The following is an 18,106-nucleotide window of genomic DNA, read 5'->3' on the forward strand; positions in this document are numbered from 1 at the left end:
ATGGAACTAAAATTAAAAGGATTTTTTAACAAAGCGGCCTAATAAAATTAGTCACAAAATTACTAGGAAGTCCAAAGCCCAACTTTCTCTATGTCTTCTTTCAAATATTTAAACCGCTTTAGTAATTGACTATTTGTAAATCCGTTTGAAAATATTTTACATTCAATTACTAACTCTGGTTTGATAGATGGTCTTTTATTTTCGTTTGTTACTTTTCCAATCGCAAAATCAATTCGTTTCCGCTCAATATTTAAAATCCGAGTTTCAATATGAATTTTATTTAGCAATTCCTTTTCGGTAAGCAAATAACAATGGAATAGAAGGGCAACCAAATCCGATTCCATTAGTATTTCAAATCCCGAATTTAAAAACTCAATCAGTCGATTTAAAGACTGGTCATTAATTTGTTCGAGATTTTTTTTCAAATTGTTCCAACTCGTTACATCAACACAAACATACACTTTTAACGTTAAAATTTTAACAACACCAAAACATTTTTGTTAACGCAATAGATTTTTATTGGATGCATCCATTCGTTGTTTAACCAATGATTGTTTCCAAAAAAAAACTACTCCTTATCAATTAATTACAATGAAGTCTTGTCAAGTTATAAGTAAGTCTTGGTTCTTGATTCTAACAGCGAAGCGGCCCGCCCGAACGTATCCTTTCGATACGGGCAGGTCTTATATCTTACTCAGACACGACTAATTAGAAATTAAAATCTCTATCCGTTTTTCCTTATCAACTAAGCTTTATCTTTGCACTCGTTAAAAAAGAAGAATAAAATGTTGAAAACCGAAATACTTCCGCCACAAGCGAAAAAAATAGCCAAAGAACTTCATGTACATGAGGAAACAAGAATAGACGATTACTTTTGGATGAATGACAGGGAAGATCCAGAAGTAGTTAAATTTTTGGAAGATGAAAATGAATACAACGCGCAAATCACGGCTCACACCCAAGAGTTTCAAAAAGACTTGTTTGAAGAGATGAAGAGTAGGATTAAGGAAGATGATGAGTCTGTCCCTTATAAACACAACGGATATTGGTATTATGCGCGTTTTGAAAAAGGAAAAGATTATCCTATTTATGCGCGTAAGAAAGAAAGTTTAGAAGCTCCCGAAGAAATTTTATTTAACGTGAATGAAATGGCGAAAGGACATAGTTACTTTAAACTTTCTGGTGTAAATATAAGTCCAGATAATAAATTAGCAGCTTTTGGTGTCGATAATGTGAGCCGGAGAAATTATACCATTCAGATTAAAAATTTGGAAACAGGTGAGGTTTTACCGCTAAAGATTGAAACCACTACCGGAAGTTCTACTTGGGCCAATGATAACCAAACGCTTTTTTACACGAGAAAAGACGAGAAGACCTTACGTTCTAATCAAATTTTTCAACATGTTTTAGGCAAAGATCCCAAGGATGATCTTTTGGTGTATCAAGAAGAAGACGATACCTTTAATGCATATGTGTACAAAACAAAGTCAGATAAATATGTAATTATAGGCTCTAGCAGCACGCTGAGCGATGAATATAGGATTTTAGATGCCAATGAACCTCGCGGAGAATTTCGCATGTTTCAAGAGCGCTGCCGCGGATTAGAATTTAGTATCTCCCACTTTGAGGATCACTTTTATATTTTGACTAATAAGGATGATGCCACCAATTTTAAATTGATGAAAACGCCAATAGATGCTTTAGGAAAGGAGAACTGGACAGAAGTTTTGGCACATCGGGAAGAAGTTTTATTGGAAGATATAGATATTTTTAAAGAGTATTTAGTGGTGAGCGAACGCTCCAATGGTTTAAATCATATTCGGGTGATGCGTTGGGATAAAACCGACGATTATTACATTCCTTTTGATAATGAAACCTATACGACCGCGACAGGCGCTAATCCAGATTTTGATACGCTCACTTTAAGATATGGCTATAACTCGTTAACGACGCCTACTTCCATCATAGATTTTAATATGAAAACGAAGGAGAGTGTCGTAATGAAGGAGCAGAGTGTATTGGATAAAACTTTCCGTAAAGAAAATTATATTTCAGAACGTATTTGGGCCACAGCAAAAGACGGAACACAAATTCCTATTTCGTTGGTTTATAAAAAAGGAATTCAGCGAGACGGGACTAATCCGGTTTTACAATACGCTTACGGAAGCTATGGACATACCGTAGATCCTTCGTTTTCTACCACCAGATTAAGCTTGCTTAATAGAGGATTTGTGTTTGCAATTGCACACATTAGGGGAGGGGAATACCTAGGACGAAACTGGTATGAGCAAGGAAAAATGCTTCAGAAGAAAAACACCTTTACAGATTTTATCGCGTGTTCCCAATATTTAATCGATCAAAAATGGACTTCTCCGCAGCATATGTATGCGATGGGAGGTTCTGCTGGAGGATTATTGATGGGTGTGGTGCTCAATGAAGCGCCGCAGTTATACAACGGAGTTATCGCTGCAGTTCCTTTTGTAGATGTGATTTCTACCATGTTAGATGATAGCATTCCTTTAACTACAGGAGAATATGATGAGTGGGGGAATCCTAATGACAAGGAATATTACGATTATATGAAATCCTATTCTCCTTATGACAATGTAAAAGCCCAAGAGTATCCAAATATTCTAATCACTACTGGTTTTCATGATTCGCAAGTTCAATATTGGGAGCCTGCCAAGTGGACAGCCAAGTTAAGAGCGTTAAAAACAGATAAAAATATTTTATTATTCCACACCAACATGGATGCGGGTCATGGCGGAGCTTCAGGGCGTTTTGATGCTCTAAAAGAAGTCGCAGAAGACTATACTTTTCTATTAGACTTGGAAGGAAAAATTCATAATTAAAAAAATTAATGTAAATTTGCAGTGTTTTGTTTATTTGTTAAAAGTAAATAGCGCATTTTTTAATATGAACTTCATTATATGAAAGAAGACTTACAGGTTTATAATAACGTCTTAGGATTAATAGGAGACACCCCTCTAGTTAAATTAGACCGTATAACTCAAGATATCGACGGAGAATTCTTCGCAAAAGTAGAAGCTTTTAATCCAGGACACTCTACCAAAGATAGGATTGCGTTATATATTATTGAAGAAGCAGAGAGAAAAGGAATTTTAAAACCAGGGGATACCATTATAGAAACTACGTCTGGGAATACGGGTTTTAGTATTGCTATGGTTTCGGTGATTAAGGGTTACGATTGCATTTTAGCGGTGAGTAGCAAGTCTTCTTTAGATAAGATAGACATGCTTAAAACGATGGGAGCAAAGGTATATGTTTGTCCGGCAAACGTTTCGGCAGACGATCCTCGCTCATACTATCAAGTAGCTAAGCGACTCCACCAAGAAGTAAAAGGTTCGGTTTATATCAATCAATATTTTAATGAGCTAAATATAGATGCTCATTATAAAACTACAGGGCCAGAGATTTGGAAACAAACGGAAGGTAAAATTACACACCTTATCGCTTGTAGCGGAACAGGAGGAACTATTTCTGGAACAGCGCGTTTCTTGAAAGAGCAGAATCCAAACATTAAAGTGATAGGAATAGATGCCTACGGATCTGTTTTAAAGAAATACCACGAAACTAGAGAGTTTGATGAAGATGAAATTTATCCTTACCGTATTGAAGGTTTAGGAAAGAATTTAATTCCTACCGCAACAGATTTTGATGTGATCGACCGCTTTATTAAAGTATCTGATGAAGAGAGTGCTCATACTGCAAGATCTATTGCAAAGACCGAAGGTATGTTTGTTGGTTACACCAGTGGCGCCGCTTTTCAAGGGGTAAAACAATTAGCCGAAGAAGGAGAATTTAATAAAGACGCTAGAGTCGTTATTATTTTCCCAGATCACGGTTCTCGTTATATGAGTAAAATTTATAATGACCAGTGGATGCGGGATCAAGGTTTTTCTGATAGTGAAAACAACGTTGATGCAGAAAAAATAGAATTTATTAAATAGCATACGAACTATACAAAACAAAAGCATCCCTAAAAGGATGCTTTTGTTTTGTTTATAACTTAGTGAATTGAAATAATGTGACTTGCCTAAAACATAGCATTTTATTCATTATTTTTGTCTTCTAGGTTGTATTAAACAATTTTTTATGAAAGATTTATTCAATAAGATATATAAAGACAAAGGTCCATTAGGGAAATGGGCAGACCAAGCAGAAGGATATTTTGTTTTTCCAAAGTTAGAAGGAGAAATAAGTAACCGAATGAAGTTTCAAGGAAAAGAAGTGATTACTTGGAGTGTGAATGACTATTTAGGTCTTGCCAATCATCTCGAAGTTCGTAAAGTAGATGCAGAAGCTGGAGCAAAATATGGTTCGGCTTACCCTATGGGAGCACGTATGATGAGTGGTCACACGCATTTACACGAGCAGCTGGAAAATGAATTGGCAGAATTTGTGGATAAAGAAGCCGCTTATCTATTAAACTTTGGTTACCAAGGAATGGTTTCCACCATAGACGCTTTGGTAGGTAAAAATGATGTGATTGTTTATGATGTAGATGCACACGCGTGTATTATTGACGGCGTAAGACTGCATATGGGAAAAAGGTTTACCTATAAGCATAACGACGTAGAAAGCATCGAAAAGAACTTAAAGAGAGCCGAGAAGATTGCCGAACAAACGGGAGGCGGGATTCTTTTAATTTCTGAAGGTGTTTTTGGAATGCGTGGAGAGCAAGGAAGACTAAAAGAAATTGTAGCGCTTAAAAAGAAATACAATTTTAGACTGTTTGTAGATGATGCTCACGGGTTTGGTACCTTAGGTAAGACAGGGGCAGGAGCAGGAGAAGAGCAAGGCGTGCAAGATGATATCGATGTATATTTTGCCACCTTTGCGAAATCTATGGCCAGTACAGGCGCTTTTATCGCAGCAGATCAAGAAGTAATCGATTACTTAAAATATAATTTAAGATCTCAAATGTTCGCCAAGTCGTTGCAAATGCAATTGGTAGAAGGCGCTTTAAAACGTTTGGATATGTTAAGAACTATGCCCGAGTTAAAAGAAAAGCTTTGGGTGAATGTGAATGCATTACAAAATGGTCTTAAAGACAGAGGTTTTGATATTGGGACTACGCAAAGTTGCGTTACTCCGGTGTATTTAAAAGGAAGTATTCCCGAAGCAATGGCCTTGGTAAAAGATTTAAGAGAAAACCACGGTGTTTTCTGTTCAATTGTAGTGTATCCGGTGATTCCTAAAGGTCTTATTTTGTTAAGACTAATTCCTACGGCTTCTCACACCTTAAAAGATGTAGAGGAAACGCTTGATGCTTTTGGAGCCATTAGAGAGCGATTAGAAAACGGAACTTATAAAAGAATGTCTGCCGCAGTAGCAGCTTCTATGGGAGAGTAAAGCCCATTTTATAATTTAAATATGAAAGACCATGTTCAACTTAAGTTGGAGATGGTCTTTTTTTATACAATTTTTTACGCTTTCGCGGAATTAGATAAAGGTTCATTTCATGGGGGTCACCTATAATTAATAGTTACTGGGAACGATTATATCAATTAATAAACCATTAAATAGACATATCTCTTCTTAGTCTTTCCCTCTAAAAAGAGCGGCAGGGGGTGTGTAAAAAGAGTTAAATTGCCTTAATCACTAAGAAAATAGTTAGTTAGCAATTACAGAGACCATATCGAGAAAGACTTTTTTATGAGGAAAATTATTATTCTCGATAGATCCCTATATTTCGGGGTACTTGAATGTACACACTTGTCTCAGTTCTTCTTTTATTTCTAATTTTCTGAGGTTATAAAAAGCAATCAACATTTTGATTTCCTGTCACATATCAAATAAAAAATACTAAAAGATGATGATTATCATATTTCAGGATTCGATATTACCTCATTTTTATACTGATTTTCAGATTAAGAAATTTATTATAAAAGTAATATCCATATATGTATACATCACAAAAAAACCTTCATTCCTTTCATATTCCTGTTATGGGAATTGGCTTTACGGTCGATACTCCCTTAAAAGTTGCCCATCTTGGTCTAGACTCGGTTATTTCTTTAGTAGATGATATTCTATTAGAGAAACTCAGAAAAATGTACTGTCATAAAACAGAGCAGCCTTATGAGGAAATTACAGAAGAGCGAAAAGACTTTAGAAGTCACAGGATTACCTCCTATTTAAATCTAATCAATACGCTTTCCGAAAGAAAATTTAAAGAGCTTAAAAACTTAAGCAAGGGGATTAGCGAGAATCTAAAGCAGTATATAGATCTGTTGCCAGAAGAGTCTATTCTAAAGGAGAAATTCAATCAATTGGTATCAAAATCGACTAGTCCCAAAAAACTGGAAGCTTTCTTGGAAGAAAATTTAAAGCGAGGAAGTATTGATGTGAACATCATGACTAAAGTTGATAAAGAAAATTATCATAAAAAAGAGAAATTACCTTCCATATACAACGATGCACATGCCGCACTAAAAGGCTTTGCTGATAGTGATTTGTCATCGTCTGTTATCTTTTCCGCAGGAATGAATCCTAGACTTTATAGTTACTTAGAAGAATTTGAAGACTTTTATCCCGATGAAAATGGAACTCTAAAAAAGAAAATAGTCCTAAAAGTAAGTGACTATAGATCAGCATTGATTCAAGGTAAATTTTTAGCCAAAAAAGGATTATGGGTTTCAGAATATAGAATCGAATCGGGTCTTAATTGTGGAGGCCATGCTTTTGCTACCGACGGTTATTTGTTAGGACCTATTTTGTCTCAATTTAGAGATCAGCGCGAAAATCTTATCAGTGAGACTTACGAAATTTATAAAAAAGCACTGTCGAATAAAAGTCGGTTTTCCCCAGAAACAGCCTTGCCTATTAAATTTAGCGCTCAAGGCGGCGTAGGAACGGCAGAAGAACATCAGTTCTTATTAGAACATTATCAAATGGATGCAATTGGTTGGGGAACGCCTTTCTTACTGGTGCCAGAAGCTACGACAGTAGATAAGGGAACCTTAGAAAAATTGGTGAAAGCCAAAGAGGAAGATATGTACTTAAGTAATATTTCCCCTTTAGGTGTTCCCTTTCACAGCATAAAGAGCAATACCAAAGATCAAGAAAAAAGAGCTTTAATCGCTAAGAATAGACCTGGAAGTTCTTGTCCCAAAAAGTTTGTAGCCTTAAATAAGGAGTTTACTGAGAAAGCGATTTGTACCGCTTCACGCCAATATCAGAATTTAAAAATCAAGGAATTGGAAAAATCAGAACTTGGGGAAGAGGCTTATCAAAAACAGTATGATAAAATTGTAGAAAAATCCTGTACATGCGTTGGTTTGGGAACATCAGCTTTATTGAAGTATAATTTGGACACCAAAACCGAAGGAGAAGGAGTTTCTATTTGCCCCGGACCTAATTTAGCCTACTTTTCGGCAATTATGGGATTAAAAGAAATCACCTCCCATATTTATGGGGAATCCAAAGTGAATGTGAGAACAGATCGCCCCAATTTATTTGTAAAAGAGCTGACGATTTATTTAGATTATTTAAATGATAAATTAGCCGAAGCAGAGGGTTCTATAGACGCAAAACAAAAAAAGTATTTATCTCTTTTTGCGAAAAATCTAGGGGAGGGGATAAATTATTATAAAGATTTATTTTCAAGCTACAGCTTGGGGAATTCTAATGTTTTATCTGAGCTAGAAAAGAATAACCAAGTATTGCAAACTATAACTTTTGAAATAGAAAATGCGGGAGAATTAGTTCATTAATGTAAATAGGGCACTTAATTTTAAAGTTGAAATAACATCAGCTACATTCTCTACGCCATAGAAACAAAAAGACCATCTTCCATTTAGCTTGGAGATGGTCTTTTTTTTATGTTTTAAACAGCTTATCTAGAAAAAATTTATGAGCTTATAATGAAGGGATAACAGCTATTTAATAAATATACTAAAAGTAAATGTATTAAAAGCAATCAAATGTTCAATAAGCTGTCAACTTCCATAGTTGATTTTAATTCGATTAAAAACTTTTCTTTCTAATAGGAATTAATTCTTTGTAGGTAAAGCATCTCCAGATCCATTCTAGAGGTCCGAATTGAAAATAAGTCAGCCATAGTTTACTGAAGATTACTTGACCTATAAAAACGAAGGTAGCGGTGATGAATGTTTCGGAAGGACTTAAGCTTTCATAAAGGATGTCACGTCGAGCGGAGTCGAGACGCTTTTGTTTAATCTTTCGACTGCACTCAAGGTGACAAAAGCTACCTATGGGAATGAAAGCGGATTTACAAAAAACAAGATTTTAAAAGTGAACAACTTAATTTATTCTGCAGGAATGATATTGATGCTTTGCTTTTTTTGGGGAGGACTTTTAATTCTAAGCTTAATTTTTTCGTAGTTCCATTTCCCTTGAACTCGGTTGGCTAAAATGTCTATTCTTCCTCTCGCTTTGCTACCCACAATTCGGATAGAAGAACTGACGCTTTGATTTTGATTAGAGTATTCGACTTCTCCTTCTAGTATCGCTAGTTTATCGATGGGCTGAATCTCACCCAGAACTTCTATTGCTTTAGAATTGGATTTTACTTGTTCTAGTGCGTCTTGATAAAGATCTTCATCAGAATAAGCTTGGGCATAATTATTCGTGATTCCACCTATTCCTGAAGAAAAGAGAACCGCGGTAACGATTAAAATAAGCATACTGACGGGTAAAAACCATTTCCAGTTTTTCTTCCACCAACTTTTTTGTTCAATTAACTCGTCATGCATAGACTTCATTTTTTATGGAATTGCGTTTTCTCAAGGTTTGGCTATAGTATGTCTATTAAATTAATACCTAAAACCTAGAATTTTTTAGATTTTAAAACCTTCTATAGGAGAAGAAATATCTATTAAAGTCCCGTCAGGATCTTTTAATAAACATCTTCTTTGACCGTAGGAAGTATTTTTGGGTTCACTAATTACCTCAATTTCATTTTCTTTAATGCTGGTAAAGAGATGATCTACATTATCAACGACAAACGTGATATAAAATCCCTGCGGATGCTGCTGAAACTCCTTAGGGACGACATCATGAGACCTATCTATGATTCCCAATTCAAATTTGCTGTCTTGGGAAGACAGGTGCACATACCATTCACTATCAAAATCTACGTTAAGATCAAATAAACGGGTGTAGAACTCTTTACTCTTTTGAAGGTTGTCCGAACAAATGTTCGTCATCATTCTTATGATACTCTGCATCTGGTTTGTTTTTAGAAGGATAAAAGTTAGGAATAAATTTGTAGATCTGCTTTAATTCCTAAAATTAGTTTTTGCTATCTCGCGACTTTTTTCGCTAAAGACGGATTTGACATGACATCAGAACCATTATTTGAATAGAGCGAATGTTAAAGGGGGAAGCAAGAATAAAACTTATGGTTCTAAGAAAACCCATCTAATTAACTATAATCTCAACCGCTAAGACTTGGTCTGTATTGAGTTTAGGAATCAATGCATGGTAGGTTAAGTTTGGAGCTTCTGCGGTCATATTTTGATTAAAAGTTACTTTTAGGTTCTCATTCCCCGTTTCACAATTTTTCATCAATTTATTGTTAATAGAAGTGTTTCCGGTAGTAAGTCCTTTTTCACCCACAACTAAATCATAGAGAGAAAAATCAATGCTAGGTAGGCAACTTCCTGAAATCATCTCATCAAATGTCTCCTGATTTTTGATCACCACATAATCATTATTAAGAAAGATGTCCATTTGATATTTGGTGTTCGTACACCCATATTCGGTTTCAAGGCCGGTAGTTTCAATAATCGCATCTGTACAAGTATCATCAGTATCGTCATTACAAGAAACGAGACTGAATACTAAAATGCTAATCCATAAAATGTTATTTTTCATCTCTCCTATTTATTGAATAGATACTTCTTTTTTCAATAAGTTGCGTTGTCTTGACAATTAACTAGATCAAAAAAAATAGCCTCGACTTCTATTTACTTAAAAATAGAGCAGAGGCTAATGAGTTTTCTCTATAAAAGATATTTATCTAACTATTTTATAGATAGACTTTTCAAAAATTTTAATTAGTTTTTCTGTTTAAAGGTGGTCTTTTCTCCATTTTCGGTTAAAATCCCAGTGTCTCCTTGAGAGCGCCATTTTACGTCTCCTTTTCCGTATTCGGCACCTTTGGCCCAAGAAGTGGTTTGCTTTAAAGTAATCTTAGATTGCTTCTCTTTTTTAAGACTTACAAATCTTTTGTCTTCCTTACTAAAGTAAATGACAGTCATGTCTACATCCCCATTAGTGAATTCATATTCAAGCGGACTAATAAGCGTCAAGTTCACGCTTTCCTTTCCGTCAGAAAAAATGATATAATCTTTCTGTTGCTTCCAGCTGTAGTTTTTATTCTCATAAATTACTCCGTTGGCTTCCTTCAAGGTTTTCTTTAAAACTATTTCAGGATGTCCATCTCTTTTAATTTTAAGAATATCCTTCTTGTCTTCTTTTAAAAAGTGAACCTCTAAGATTTCTCCCTTGTCACTTTTGTAGAGATGATCTGGAGTAGGAGTGTCCCTCTCTAATTGGGTGTTGTTATCTACTTGAACCTCTTTTGCAGGCGTAGTTTGTTTATCTTCGATATCTTTTTGATCAGTTTGATTCTTACAAGCGGTAAACGAAAGTCCGCAAACAAGTGCAGATAGAATTATTTTTTTCATAGTATATTTAGGTTGACTAATTTTAATTTCTCCAGAGGGTTTAACTCGTCTAAAGGTTACGGGGTAGGCGCTCCTGAATTTTTTCAAGAAAGGCTTGCCGCAATGTTCTTAATTTCTCAAAGATATAAAAAGTACGAAAGCATAAGCGGATTGCTTTGAGAATCGATGATTCTTTAATAATCAATTAACAATTAGGTTTCATAAAACTAAAAAGTTTAAGTTTTGATCTACCTCTAAACGGTTTGTTAATCAACTACAAATAAGCTCATGGAAATGATTACAGCGCCTAACCAATAAAAACCTGAAGCAAATTTGTAAATTTCTTGTTCGTGTTCAACGACAAACTTAACGGGTTGTCTATGTAAATTTTGGACATTGTATTTTTTATGAAAGCCGATTAAACCTTTAATCACATTTTTAATAATAAACCGATTCCAGAGGTAAACTCCTCCGAAGATAAATGGAATGATTAAGATTTTAATTAAGAGGTTCAAGCTTAAAAAAGTTTAAATTCAACATTAAATTGAGCTCGGTTTCTTAGCTAATGTGTCTAAAATAAATCCGAATACTACTCATTCATAGTGCCATCGGGATTAACCAATTCGCTGTTTTCTTTTTCATCTTTTTTCTTTTTCTTCTCTTTCTTGTCTTTTGTTTTATCGGTAGACATAATAATTTCATCCTCGGCGTGCATATCCAATCGGTAAGAAACTCCCAATGCTACTTGCCATCTAGAAGGTGTGTTTTTAAAATTCAACAAACCAGAAACATCTACTTGTAAATCTTTGGTGATCAGATAAGCTCCTCCAGCACGTGCAATATCGTCGGCATAAAGGTCACTTTTTATGGCTTGGTACTCTCCAAAAACAGAGACTCTTCCGTTTATGGAATGTGTCATCGTAAAAATCCCTGAGTAGGTAGGATCTTCGCTCGTCACTTTATCAGCAATAAAATTCATCACAAATACAAAGTGTCCCCAGTTGTTTTGAGTGATTAATGCCGCCTGCGGACTTATATTTGACTCGTTAGGAGCGAGGTAAGGATTATCTCCAAATAGGATATTTGCTCCCGCGTAAACCGATACGGCAGGAATTAAATCTCTCCACTTAAAAGTAAACGTATTGTTAGCTTTCCAGCTATAAATGCTAGGTTTCTCTAGACTTCTTTTTTTGTAAGGATCATAAATTAAGTATTTTAAACCAAGCGTATTGCTTTGAAAATTGCTGTATTTATACTCTTGTTCTACTCCGCCTACATCTATATGTTGCGTAGTACTTAAAAAGGTTCCTTTTAAGTTGAACTCCAATTGTTCCATAAAGAAACCAAACCTTAGCTCGTAGTCTAAGCCCAAAAGATCTGTATCAGTACCCAATAAGTCGTGTGTATTATTTCCAAATTGGGGACCTGTTTCTAATTGTAAGACTTGGTTTCCAACGGCAAATGCACCTTGGGAACCACCGGGACGGTTGGAGTTAATGGTTTCTGTATATTGAGCTTGTGCGTAAAAACAAGTCAGAGAAAATAGCGAGGCAATAAAAAATCTATGCATAGGGGTATAATTTCATCCAAATATATAGATTTTTGCTATTTTTTATCATTTAAAAGATGTTTTTAAGCGAGACAATTAATAATTTTGTAGAAAATTAGATTTTATGTATTTAGCTTCTTTCACTGGACTGGTCAAAACTGTACTTATTATTGTTCTGGTTTACTTTGGTATAAAATTTTTGTTTAAGCTTTTTAAACCTATGATTTTAAAATACATCATGAAAAAAATGGGAGAGAAGGTAGGACAAAGTTTTCAGCAAGGTTTTCGTCCGCCTAACCAGCCCAACAAAAAAGAACCCGAAATCAAGCATACTCCTAAAACTTCAAGAAAAAATAAGAAACCCGTGGGAGAATATATCGAATACGAAGAAATTGACTAATTTTCACACTTCTACTTTTTAAATTTCTTCTGAATGAATTTCAATTATAAAAAACTGCTTCCGCACCTTATTATTGTTTTTGCTTTTATCATCGTTGCGCTGGCTTATTTTAGTCCGGTTTTACAAGGAAAGGTAATCTATCAAAGTGATATTGCTCAGTATATAGGAATGGCCAAGGAGCAAAATGACTTCCGTGAAAGCGAGAAACAAGAGCCTTACTGGACCAATTCTGCTTTTGGTGGAATGCCTACGTACCAATTGGGCGCTAATTATCCTTATAATTTTGTCAAAGAAATCGATCGAAGCATTCGGTTTCTCCCCAGACCGGCAGATTATTTATTTCTTTATTTTATTGGGATCTACATTCTCTTTTTAGAGTTAAAAGTAGACTACAAAATTGCCTTCTTAGGAGCGTTGGCTTTTGGCTTTAGTACCTATTTAATTATTATTTTGGGGGTTGGCCACAATGCCAAAGCCCATGCGATTGCCTATATGCCTATGGTGTTGGCGGGAATCATTTATAGCTTTAGGGGAAATTATTTTAAAGGTTCGCTTTTGTTTACCATTGCTATGGCTTTAGAAATTAATGCCAATCACCCTCAAATGACCTATTACTTACTGCTTTTAGTGCTGGTTTTAGGTTTAGCGTATCTTATTGATTTTTATAAAAAAGAACAACTTCCGCAGTTCTTTAAAGCATTAGTTTTTATGGTTGTTGGCGTAGTTATTGCCGTTGGCGTAAATGCGACTAGCTTAATGGCGACGCAAGAATATGGCGAGTTTAGTACGCGCGGTAACAAAGGACTTACGATTAACTCAGATGGAACTGAAAAAACTCAAAAAGCAGGTTTAGAATACGATTACATCACTGAATACAGCTATGGAATAGCCGAAAGCTTTAACTTGTTTATCCCTAGGTTTATGGGAGGCTCAAGTTCAGAGAAGTTGGACGAAGATTCTGCTTCTTATCAAGCTTTGCTAAAAGTAGGCGCAAGTCCGCAGCAAGCCAAAGATTTTATCGAACATTCTCCCACCTATTGGGGAGATCAAACCTATATTGGCGCCCCAGCCTATATTGGCGCAAGTCTTATTTTTCTTTTCGTTTTTGCTTTATTCTTAATTCGTGGAAGACTTAAATGGTGGATTGTAGGCGGTTCTATCTTAGCCTTGATTTTATCTTGGGGAGATAACTTTGCTTTTGTCACCAAGTTTTTTATCAATTATGTACCGCTTTATAACAAATTTAGAGCGGTTTCTTCCATTCAGGTTCTTATTGAATTATGTGTGCCTATCTTAGGAATATATGCTCTGGCGCAGGTTTTTCAGAAAAATTATACCAAAGAGGAAATCCTAAAAGCGCTTAAAAGCAGTACCATCGTTGCAGGAGGTCTAGCCTTGGTGTTCTTGCTTTTAAAGTCGATGTTCTTTGATTTTACCGGTAATGGAGATCGCGGATTAATTGAGCAAGTAGGACCCGATTTTGTACGAAGCTTACGCGAAGATCGTAAAGCTATCTTTACGGAAGATACCTTGCGTTCTTTGTTTTTTGTTTTGGCTTGCGCCGGAATTATTTGGGCCTTCGTTAAAGAGAAAGCCTCTAAGAATTTAGCCATTGCTGGCCTCGGAATCTTAATCGTAGTTGACTTAGTTGCCGTGGATAAACGCTACGTTAACAATGAAGATTTTGTGTCTAAAGTAACGATGGAGCAACCTTTTCAGCAAAATTCTGCCGATGCTGAAATCTTACAAGATAAAGGTCATTATCGCGTGTTAGATGTTTCTGGAAGTCCGTTTAACTCGGCTCGAGCATCTTATTTTCATAACTCGATTGGAGGTTACCACGCCGCCAAACCAGCAAGAATTCAAGATTTATTTGATTTTCATATCGCTACCGGAAATCAAGAAGTCTTGGATATGTTGAATATGAAATACATGATTATTTCCAATCAAGGAAAAATTATGTCCCAAATGAATCCCGAAGCGAACGGAAATGCTTGGTTCGTAGATCAAGTAAGCGTTGTTAACGATGCCAATGAAGCCATTTTAGCCTTAGATTCTCTTCAAACCAAGCAACAAGCGGTGGTAGAGAAGGAGTTTGCGGCTATGCTTCCGCGGAAGCGTTTTGAAAATGATGCTACAGATACCATTCAACTGAAAAGCTATCAGCCTAACGAGTTGGTTTATGACTATAGCTTATCGGAAGATCGACTCGCAGTATTTTCAGAAGTTTATTATCCCCACGGCTGGCATGCCTATGTAGATGGTGAAAAAATTGAACATTTTAGGGCAGATTATGTCTTGCGAGCGGCGATGTTGCCCAAAGGAAATCACGAATTGGTGTTTAAATTTCAACCAGAAGTGGTGCAGCAAGGAAGTATGATTACCCTGGCGAGTGGCATTGTTTTTCTACTTCTTATTTTAGCGGGTGTATTTTATACCCGTAAGAAAAAAACAAGCTAGATGCCTAAAAAAGTACTTATCGTTCTTTATTATTGGCCTCCAGCAGGTGGTCCTGGCGTTCAGCGTTGGTTAAAATTTGTAAAGTACTTGCCAGAGTTTGGGATAGAGCCTATTGTTTACGCACCGCAAAATCCTAATTATCCTCTGCTTGATGAGTCTTTGTTAGATGAAATCCCTCCATCAATACAAGTCATAAAACAGCCTATTTTTGAGCCTTATGCGGCGGCAAAACTTTTCTCTAAAGCGAAAACCGAAACGATTAGCTCTGGAATTATTCAAAAAGAGAAGAAACAGTCTTCCTTAGAAAAAGCAATGTTGTTTATAAGGGGAAACTTCTTTATTCCCGATGCTCGAAAGTTTTGGGTAAAACCATCGGTTAAATTTTTAAAAGATTTTATTATAAAAGAAGCTATTGAAACCGTGATTACCACAGGTCCACCACATAGTTTACATCTTATAGGTTTGCAGTTAAAACAAGCCCTAGGCGTTCGTTGGATTGCAGATTTTAGAGATCCTTGGACAACGATTGGTTATCATCAAGAATTAAAGCTTACGCAGAAAAATAAAGCGAAGCATCTCGCTCTAGAAAAGCAGGTTTTGCAAGAAGCCGATACCGTAATCGTTACTAGTTTTACGACTCAAAAGGAGTTTTCGGCTAAAACAAATCGGCCTGTAATCACCATTACCAATGGTTTTGACGGAGAAGTAGAATCTGAAAACGTTCAGTTGGATAAAAAATTTACTATTTCGCATATTGGTTCCTTGCTTTCTAAAAGAAATCCAGAAGTTTTATGGAAGGTGTTGAGTGATCTCTGTATGGAACATACCGACTTTAAAAAAGCATTTCAGCTACAGCTTATAGGGAAAGTGAGTGAGGAGGTATTGGAAGATTTAAAGGCTTATGACTTAGTAGATAATTACACTTATTTGGGATATGTAAAATATTCGCTGATAAATGATTATCAAAAATCATCTCAAGTGTTACTTCTTATTGAAATTGACAGCGAAATAACACAGGGGATTATCCCAGGAAAGCTTTTTGAGTACCTAAAAAGCAACCGACCTATTTTAGCGATTGGTCCAGAAAATTGGGATGTAGGAGCGGTTTTAAAAAAGACTCAAAGAGATCCTTTTTTGCTACACGAAGATTATGAAGGCTTAAAAGAAAGGATTCTCAACTACTTTAATCGATATTTGTCCCATCAACTAGAAGTAAAAAAGGCCTCCATTGCTGCATATCACCGTAAGGAATTGACTTCACAATTGGCTTCTGTTCTTCATAAGGGTTCATAATATGGGTATCATTTTAGATCAATCTTTTAAAAACATGGTGGTGACCTACATCGGTTTTGCGATTGGCGCTATTAATGTTCTTATTTTATATCCGCATTTTTTTGAACCTAAATATTATGGATTAATCACCTATTTGCTTTCGGCAAGTACGCTGGTTTGGCCTATTATGGGATTTGGAGTTCACAATACCATCATTAAATTTTACACTTCCTATAAAAGCGAGGAAGATAAAAACGCGCTGCTTACGTTAGCAATTCTGCTTCCGCTGGGAGTGGGAGTGGTGATAGGGATCATTAGCTATATCTTTCAGCAACAAATTTTAAATTATTTTGATTCCAATACTCTGGTGAGGCCTTATGTGTGGCTTATTCTCATTATAGCTATCGCTGTCGCCTATTTTGAAGTTTTCTTTGCCTGGAGTAAGCTAAAGCTAAAAAGTGTTTTTGGAAATTTTATGAAAGAGGTTTTTCATCGCTTGTGTGTGACTATCTTTTTAATCTTATTTTACTATAATATTATTGATGTAAGCTTGTTTATCTACTTGCTAACTGGCGTTTATGTGGTAAGAACACTTATTATTAAACTTTATGCGTTTTGGTTGTTGCCTCCTAAAATCAGATTTCAGCTTCCTCAAAATAAAATTCAAGTTTTTAAGTATTCGTTTTTAATTCTTATTGCAGGTTCTATTGCTACCGCTTTACTAGATTTAGATAAGGTGATGATAGAGCACTATTTACCCATAGAAAAGGTTTCCGTTTACGGAATAGCGGTGTATATAGCCTCGGTGATTGCCGTTCCTTCTAGGGCGATGCATCAAATTACGTTACCTATCACAGCGCAATACCTTAACCATAAGGAATTTGATAAATTAAAGGGTTTATATCAGAAAAGCTCCATTAACTTATTGGTGGTTAGCGGACTTATATTTTTATTGATTGTGACCAATGTGCAGGACTTATACGCTCTAATCCCTGCGGAATATCAAATAGAATTTTCGATTATTATATTGTTGTCGCTAAATAAACTTTACGACAACCTACTGGGGAATAGCAACAGCATTTTATTTAATTCAGATTATTACCAAATGGTATTATTCTCGGGCATTATCATCGTGATTTTAGCCATTTTACTCAACATATTACTAATTCCACTTTACGGAATTTACGGCGCGGCTGTGGCTACATTTATAGCTTTCGCGTTGTATAATACGATTAAACTGGGAATTGTGTATTGGAAGTTTAAGATGCAACCCATGACTCTGGGTACGTTTAAAGTCTTAGGCTTTGTTGCTGTATTGGGCGCAGTATTTTATTTGATTCCCTTCAAGACTAACCCCTTGATTGATATCTTATTAAGGTCTTCGATACTCGGATTAATTTACCTTGCCGGAACTTATTATTTTAAATTTTCTACGGATATCAATCAGCTTATTAAAAAGCTTTTAGATAGATAAAACCAATTTAATTTTGTAATGTCTTATAGAGAACGAAGTTGCTTTTTCGTTCTATGACGCTTCGATTGGTTTGCATAGCCATAGCTATGGTAATTATGAGCAACCCGTCCGACCGGAACGGTCGGGGGAAATAGTCCCGAAGCTTCGGGAGGAAAATGAACGAGTTTAAATACGACATTACATGGTTAATTTGGTTTAAACCCCTTCCCAAAAGCATAATGGACTTCCTAGTAATTTTGTGACTAATTTTATTAGGCCGCTTTGTTAAAAAATCCTTTTAATTTTAGTTCCAT

At 35.7% G+C, this 18,106-nt stretch carries 16 protein-coding genes; 8 read left to right on the top strand and 8 right to left on the bottom strand.

Annotated features, from left to right (window positions below; genetic code table 11):
- Positions 1 to 62 precede the first annotated feature (62 nt).
- Positions 63 to 425, bottom strand: coding sequence for a hypothetical protein (locus RBU60_RS12945; RefSeq protein WP_308865473.1), 363 nt, complete (start codon positions 423 to 425; stop codon positions 63 to 65).
- A 360-nt stretch (positions 426 to 785) separates the two neighbouring features.
- Between RBU60_RS12945 and RBU60_RS12950 the strand changes: the two genes are divergently transcribed.
- From RBU60_RS12950 to RBU60_RS12965, 4 genes are all read left to right on the top strand, one after another.
- Positions 786 to 2,852, top strand: a complete 2,067-nt coding sequence (locus tag RBU60_RS12950; RefSeq protein ID WP_308865474.1) for a S9 family peptidase — start codon at positions 786 to 788, stop codon at positions 2,850 to 2,852.
- A gap of 78 nt (positions 2,853 to 2,930) precedes the next feature.
- Positions 2,931 to 3,971, top strand: coding sequence for a PLP-dependent cysteine synthase family protein (locus tag RBU60_RS12955; RefSeq protein ID WP_308865475.1), 1,041 nt, complete (start codon positions 2,931 to 2,933; stop codon positions 3,969 to 3,971).
- Between the two features lie 145 nt (positions 3,972 to 4,116).
- Positions 4,117 to 5,376 (top strand): aminotransferase class I/II-fold pyridoxal phosphate-dependent enzyme, encoded by a 1,260-nt coding sequence (locus tag RBU60_RS12960; RefSeq protein WP_308865476.1) that lies wholly within the window; start codon positions 4,117 to 4,119, stop codon positions 5,374 to 5,376.
- Positions 5,377 to 5,927: 551 nt separating this feature from the next.
- The gene (locus RBU60_RS12965) at positions 5,928 to 7,739 is read left to right on the top strand and encodes a hypothetical protein (protein WP_308865477.1); all 1,812 of its coding nucleotides are present in this window, start codon (positions 5,928 to 5,930) and stop codon (positions 7,737 to 7,739) included.
- 253 nt (positions 7,740 to 7,992) lie between these two features.
- Here RBU60_RS12965 and RBU60_RS12970 read toward each other — a convergent pair whose 3' ends face one another.
- The 7 genes from RBU60_RS12970 to RBU60_RS13000 form a co-directional block, all read right to left on the bottom strand.
- Positions 7,993 to 8,247: a DUF418 domain-containing protein gene (locus tag RBU60_RS12970; protein WP_308865488.1), complete on the bottom strand. Its 255-nt coding sequence runs from the start codon at positions 8,245 to 8,247 to the stop codon at positions 7,993 to 7,995.
- Between the two features lie 47 nt (positions 8,248 to 8,294).
- A complete protein-coding gene (locus RBU60_RS12975) occupies positions 8,295 to 8,741 on the bottom strand; it encodes a cytochrome c oxidase assembly factor Coa1 family protein (protein ID WP_308865478.1) in 447 nt (148 codons plus the stop codon).
- Between the two features lie 84 nt (positions 8,742 to 8,825).
- The gene (locus RBU60_RS12980; protein WP_308865479.1) at positions 8,826 to 9,215 is read right to left on the bottom strand and encodes a VOC family protein; all 390 of its coding nucleotides are present in this window, start codon (positions 9,213 to 9,215) and stop codon (positions 8,826 to 8,828) included.
- A 193-nt stretch (positions 9,216 to 9,408) separates the two neighbouring features.
- Positions 9,409 to 9,864, bottom strand: coding sequence for a hypothetical protein (locus RBU60_RS12985; RefSeq protein ID WP_308865480.1), 456 nt, complete (start codon positions 9,862 to 9,864; stop codon positions 9,409 to 9,411).
- 182 nt (positions 9,865 to 10,046) lie between these two features.
- Positions 10,047 to 10,679 (bottom strand): MliC family protein, encoded by a 633-nt coding sequence (locus RBU60_RS12990; RefSeq protein ID WP_308865481.1) that lies wholly within the window; start codon positions 10,677 to 10,679, stop codon positions 10,047 to 10,049.
- Between the two features lie 245 nt (positions 10,680 to 10,924).
- Positions 10,925 to 11,173 carry a hypothetical protein gene (locus RBU60_RS12995; protein ID WP_308865482.1) on the bottom strand — a complete coding sequence of 83 codons (249 nt, stop codon included), beginning with the start codon at positions 11,171 to 11,173 and terminating at the stop codon, positions 10,925 to 10,927.
- 74 nt (positions 11,174 to 11,247) lie between these two features.
- A complete protein-coding gene (locus RBU60_RS13000) occupies positions 11,248 to 12,228 on the bottom strand; it encodes a transporter (protein ID WP_308865483.1) in 981 nt (326 codons plus the stop codon).
- A gap of 103 nt (positions 12,229 to 12,331) precedes the next feature.
- Here RBU60_RS13000 and RBU60_RS13005 point away from each other — a divergent pair, with 103 nt between their 5' ends.
- Genes RBU60_RS13005 through RBU60_RS13020 form a run of 4 tightly spaced genes read left to right on the top strand, consistent with a single transcriptional unit; the run spans position 12,332 to position 17,813 of the window.
- Positions 12,332 to 12,607, top strand: a complete 276-nt coding sequence (locus RBU60_RS13005) for a DUF4834 family protein (RefSeq protein ID WP_407660210.1) — start codon at positions 12,332 to 12,334, stop codon at positions 12,605 to 12,607.
- Positions 12,608 to 12,640: 33 nt separating this feature from the next.
- Positions 12,641 to 15,067 carry a YfhO family protein gene (locus tag RBU60_RS13010; protein ID WP_308865485.1) on the top strand — a complete coding sequence of 809 codons (2,427 nt, stop codon included), beginning with the start codon at positions 12,641 to 12,643 and terminating at the stop codon, positions 15,065 to 15,067.
- Positions 15,068 to 16,360, top strand: a complete 1,293-nt coding sequence (locus RBU60_RS13015; RefSeq protein ID WP_308865486.1) for a glycosyltransferase family protein — start codon at positions 15,068 to 15,070, stop codon at positions 16,358 to 16,360.
- A gap of 1 nt (position 16,361) precedes the next feature.
- Positions 16,362 to 17,813 carry a lipopolysaccharide biosynthesis protein gene (locus tag RBU60_RS13020; protein ID WP_308865487.1) on the top strand — a complete coding sequence of 484 codons (1,452 nt, stop codon included), beginning with the start codon at positions 16,362 to 16,364 and terminating at the stop codon, positions 17,811 to 17,813.
- Positions 17,814 to 18,106 lie beyond the last annotated feature (293 nt).

Origin of the sequence: Mesonia profundi (assembly GCF_031085155.1) — a bacterium.
Lineage (GTDB): Bacteria > Bacteroidota > Bacteroidia > Flavobacteriales > Flavobacteriaceae > Mesonia > Mesonia profundi.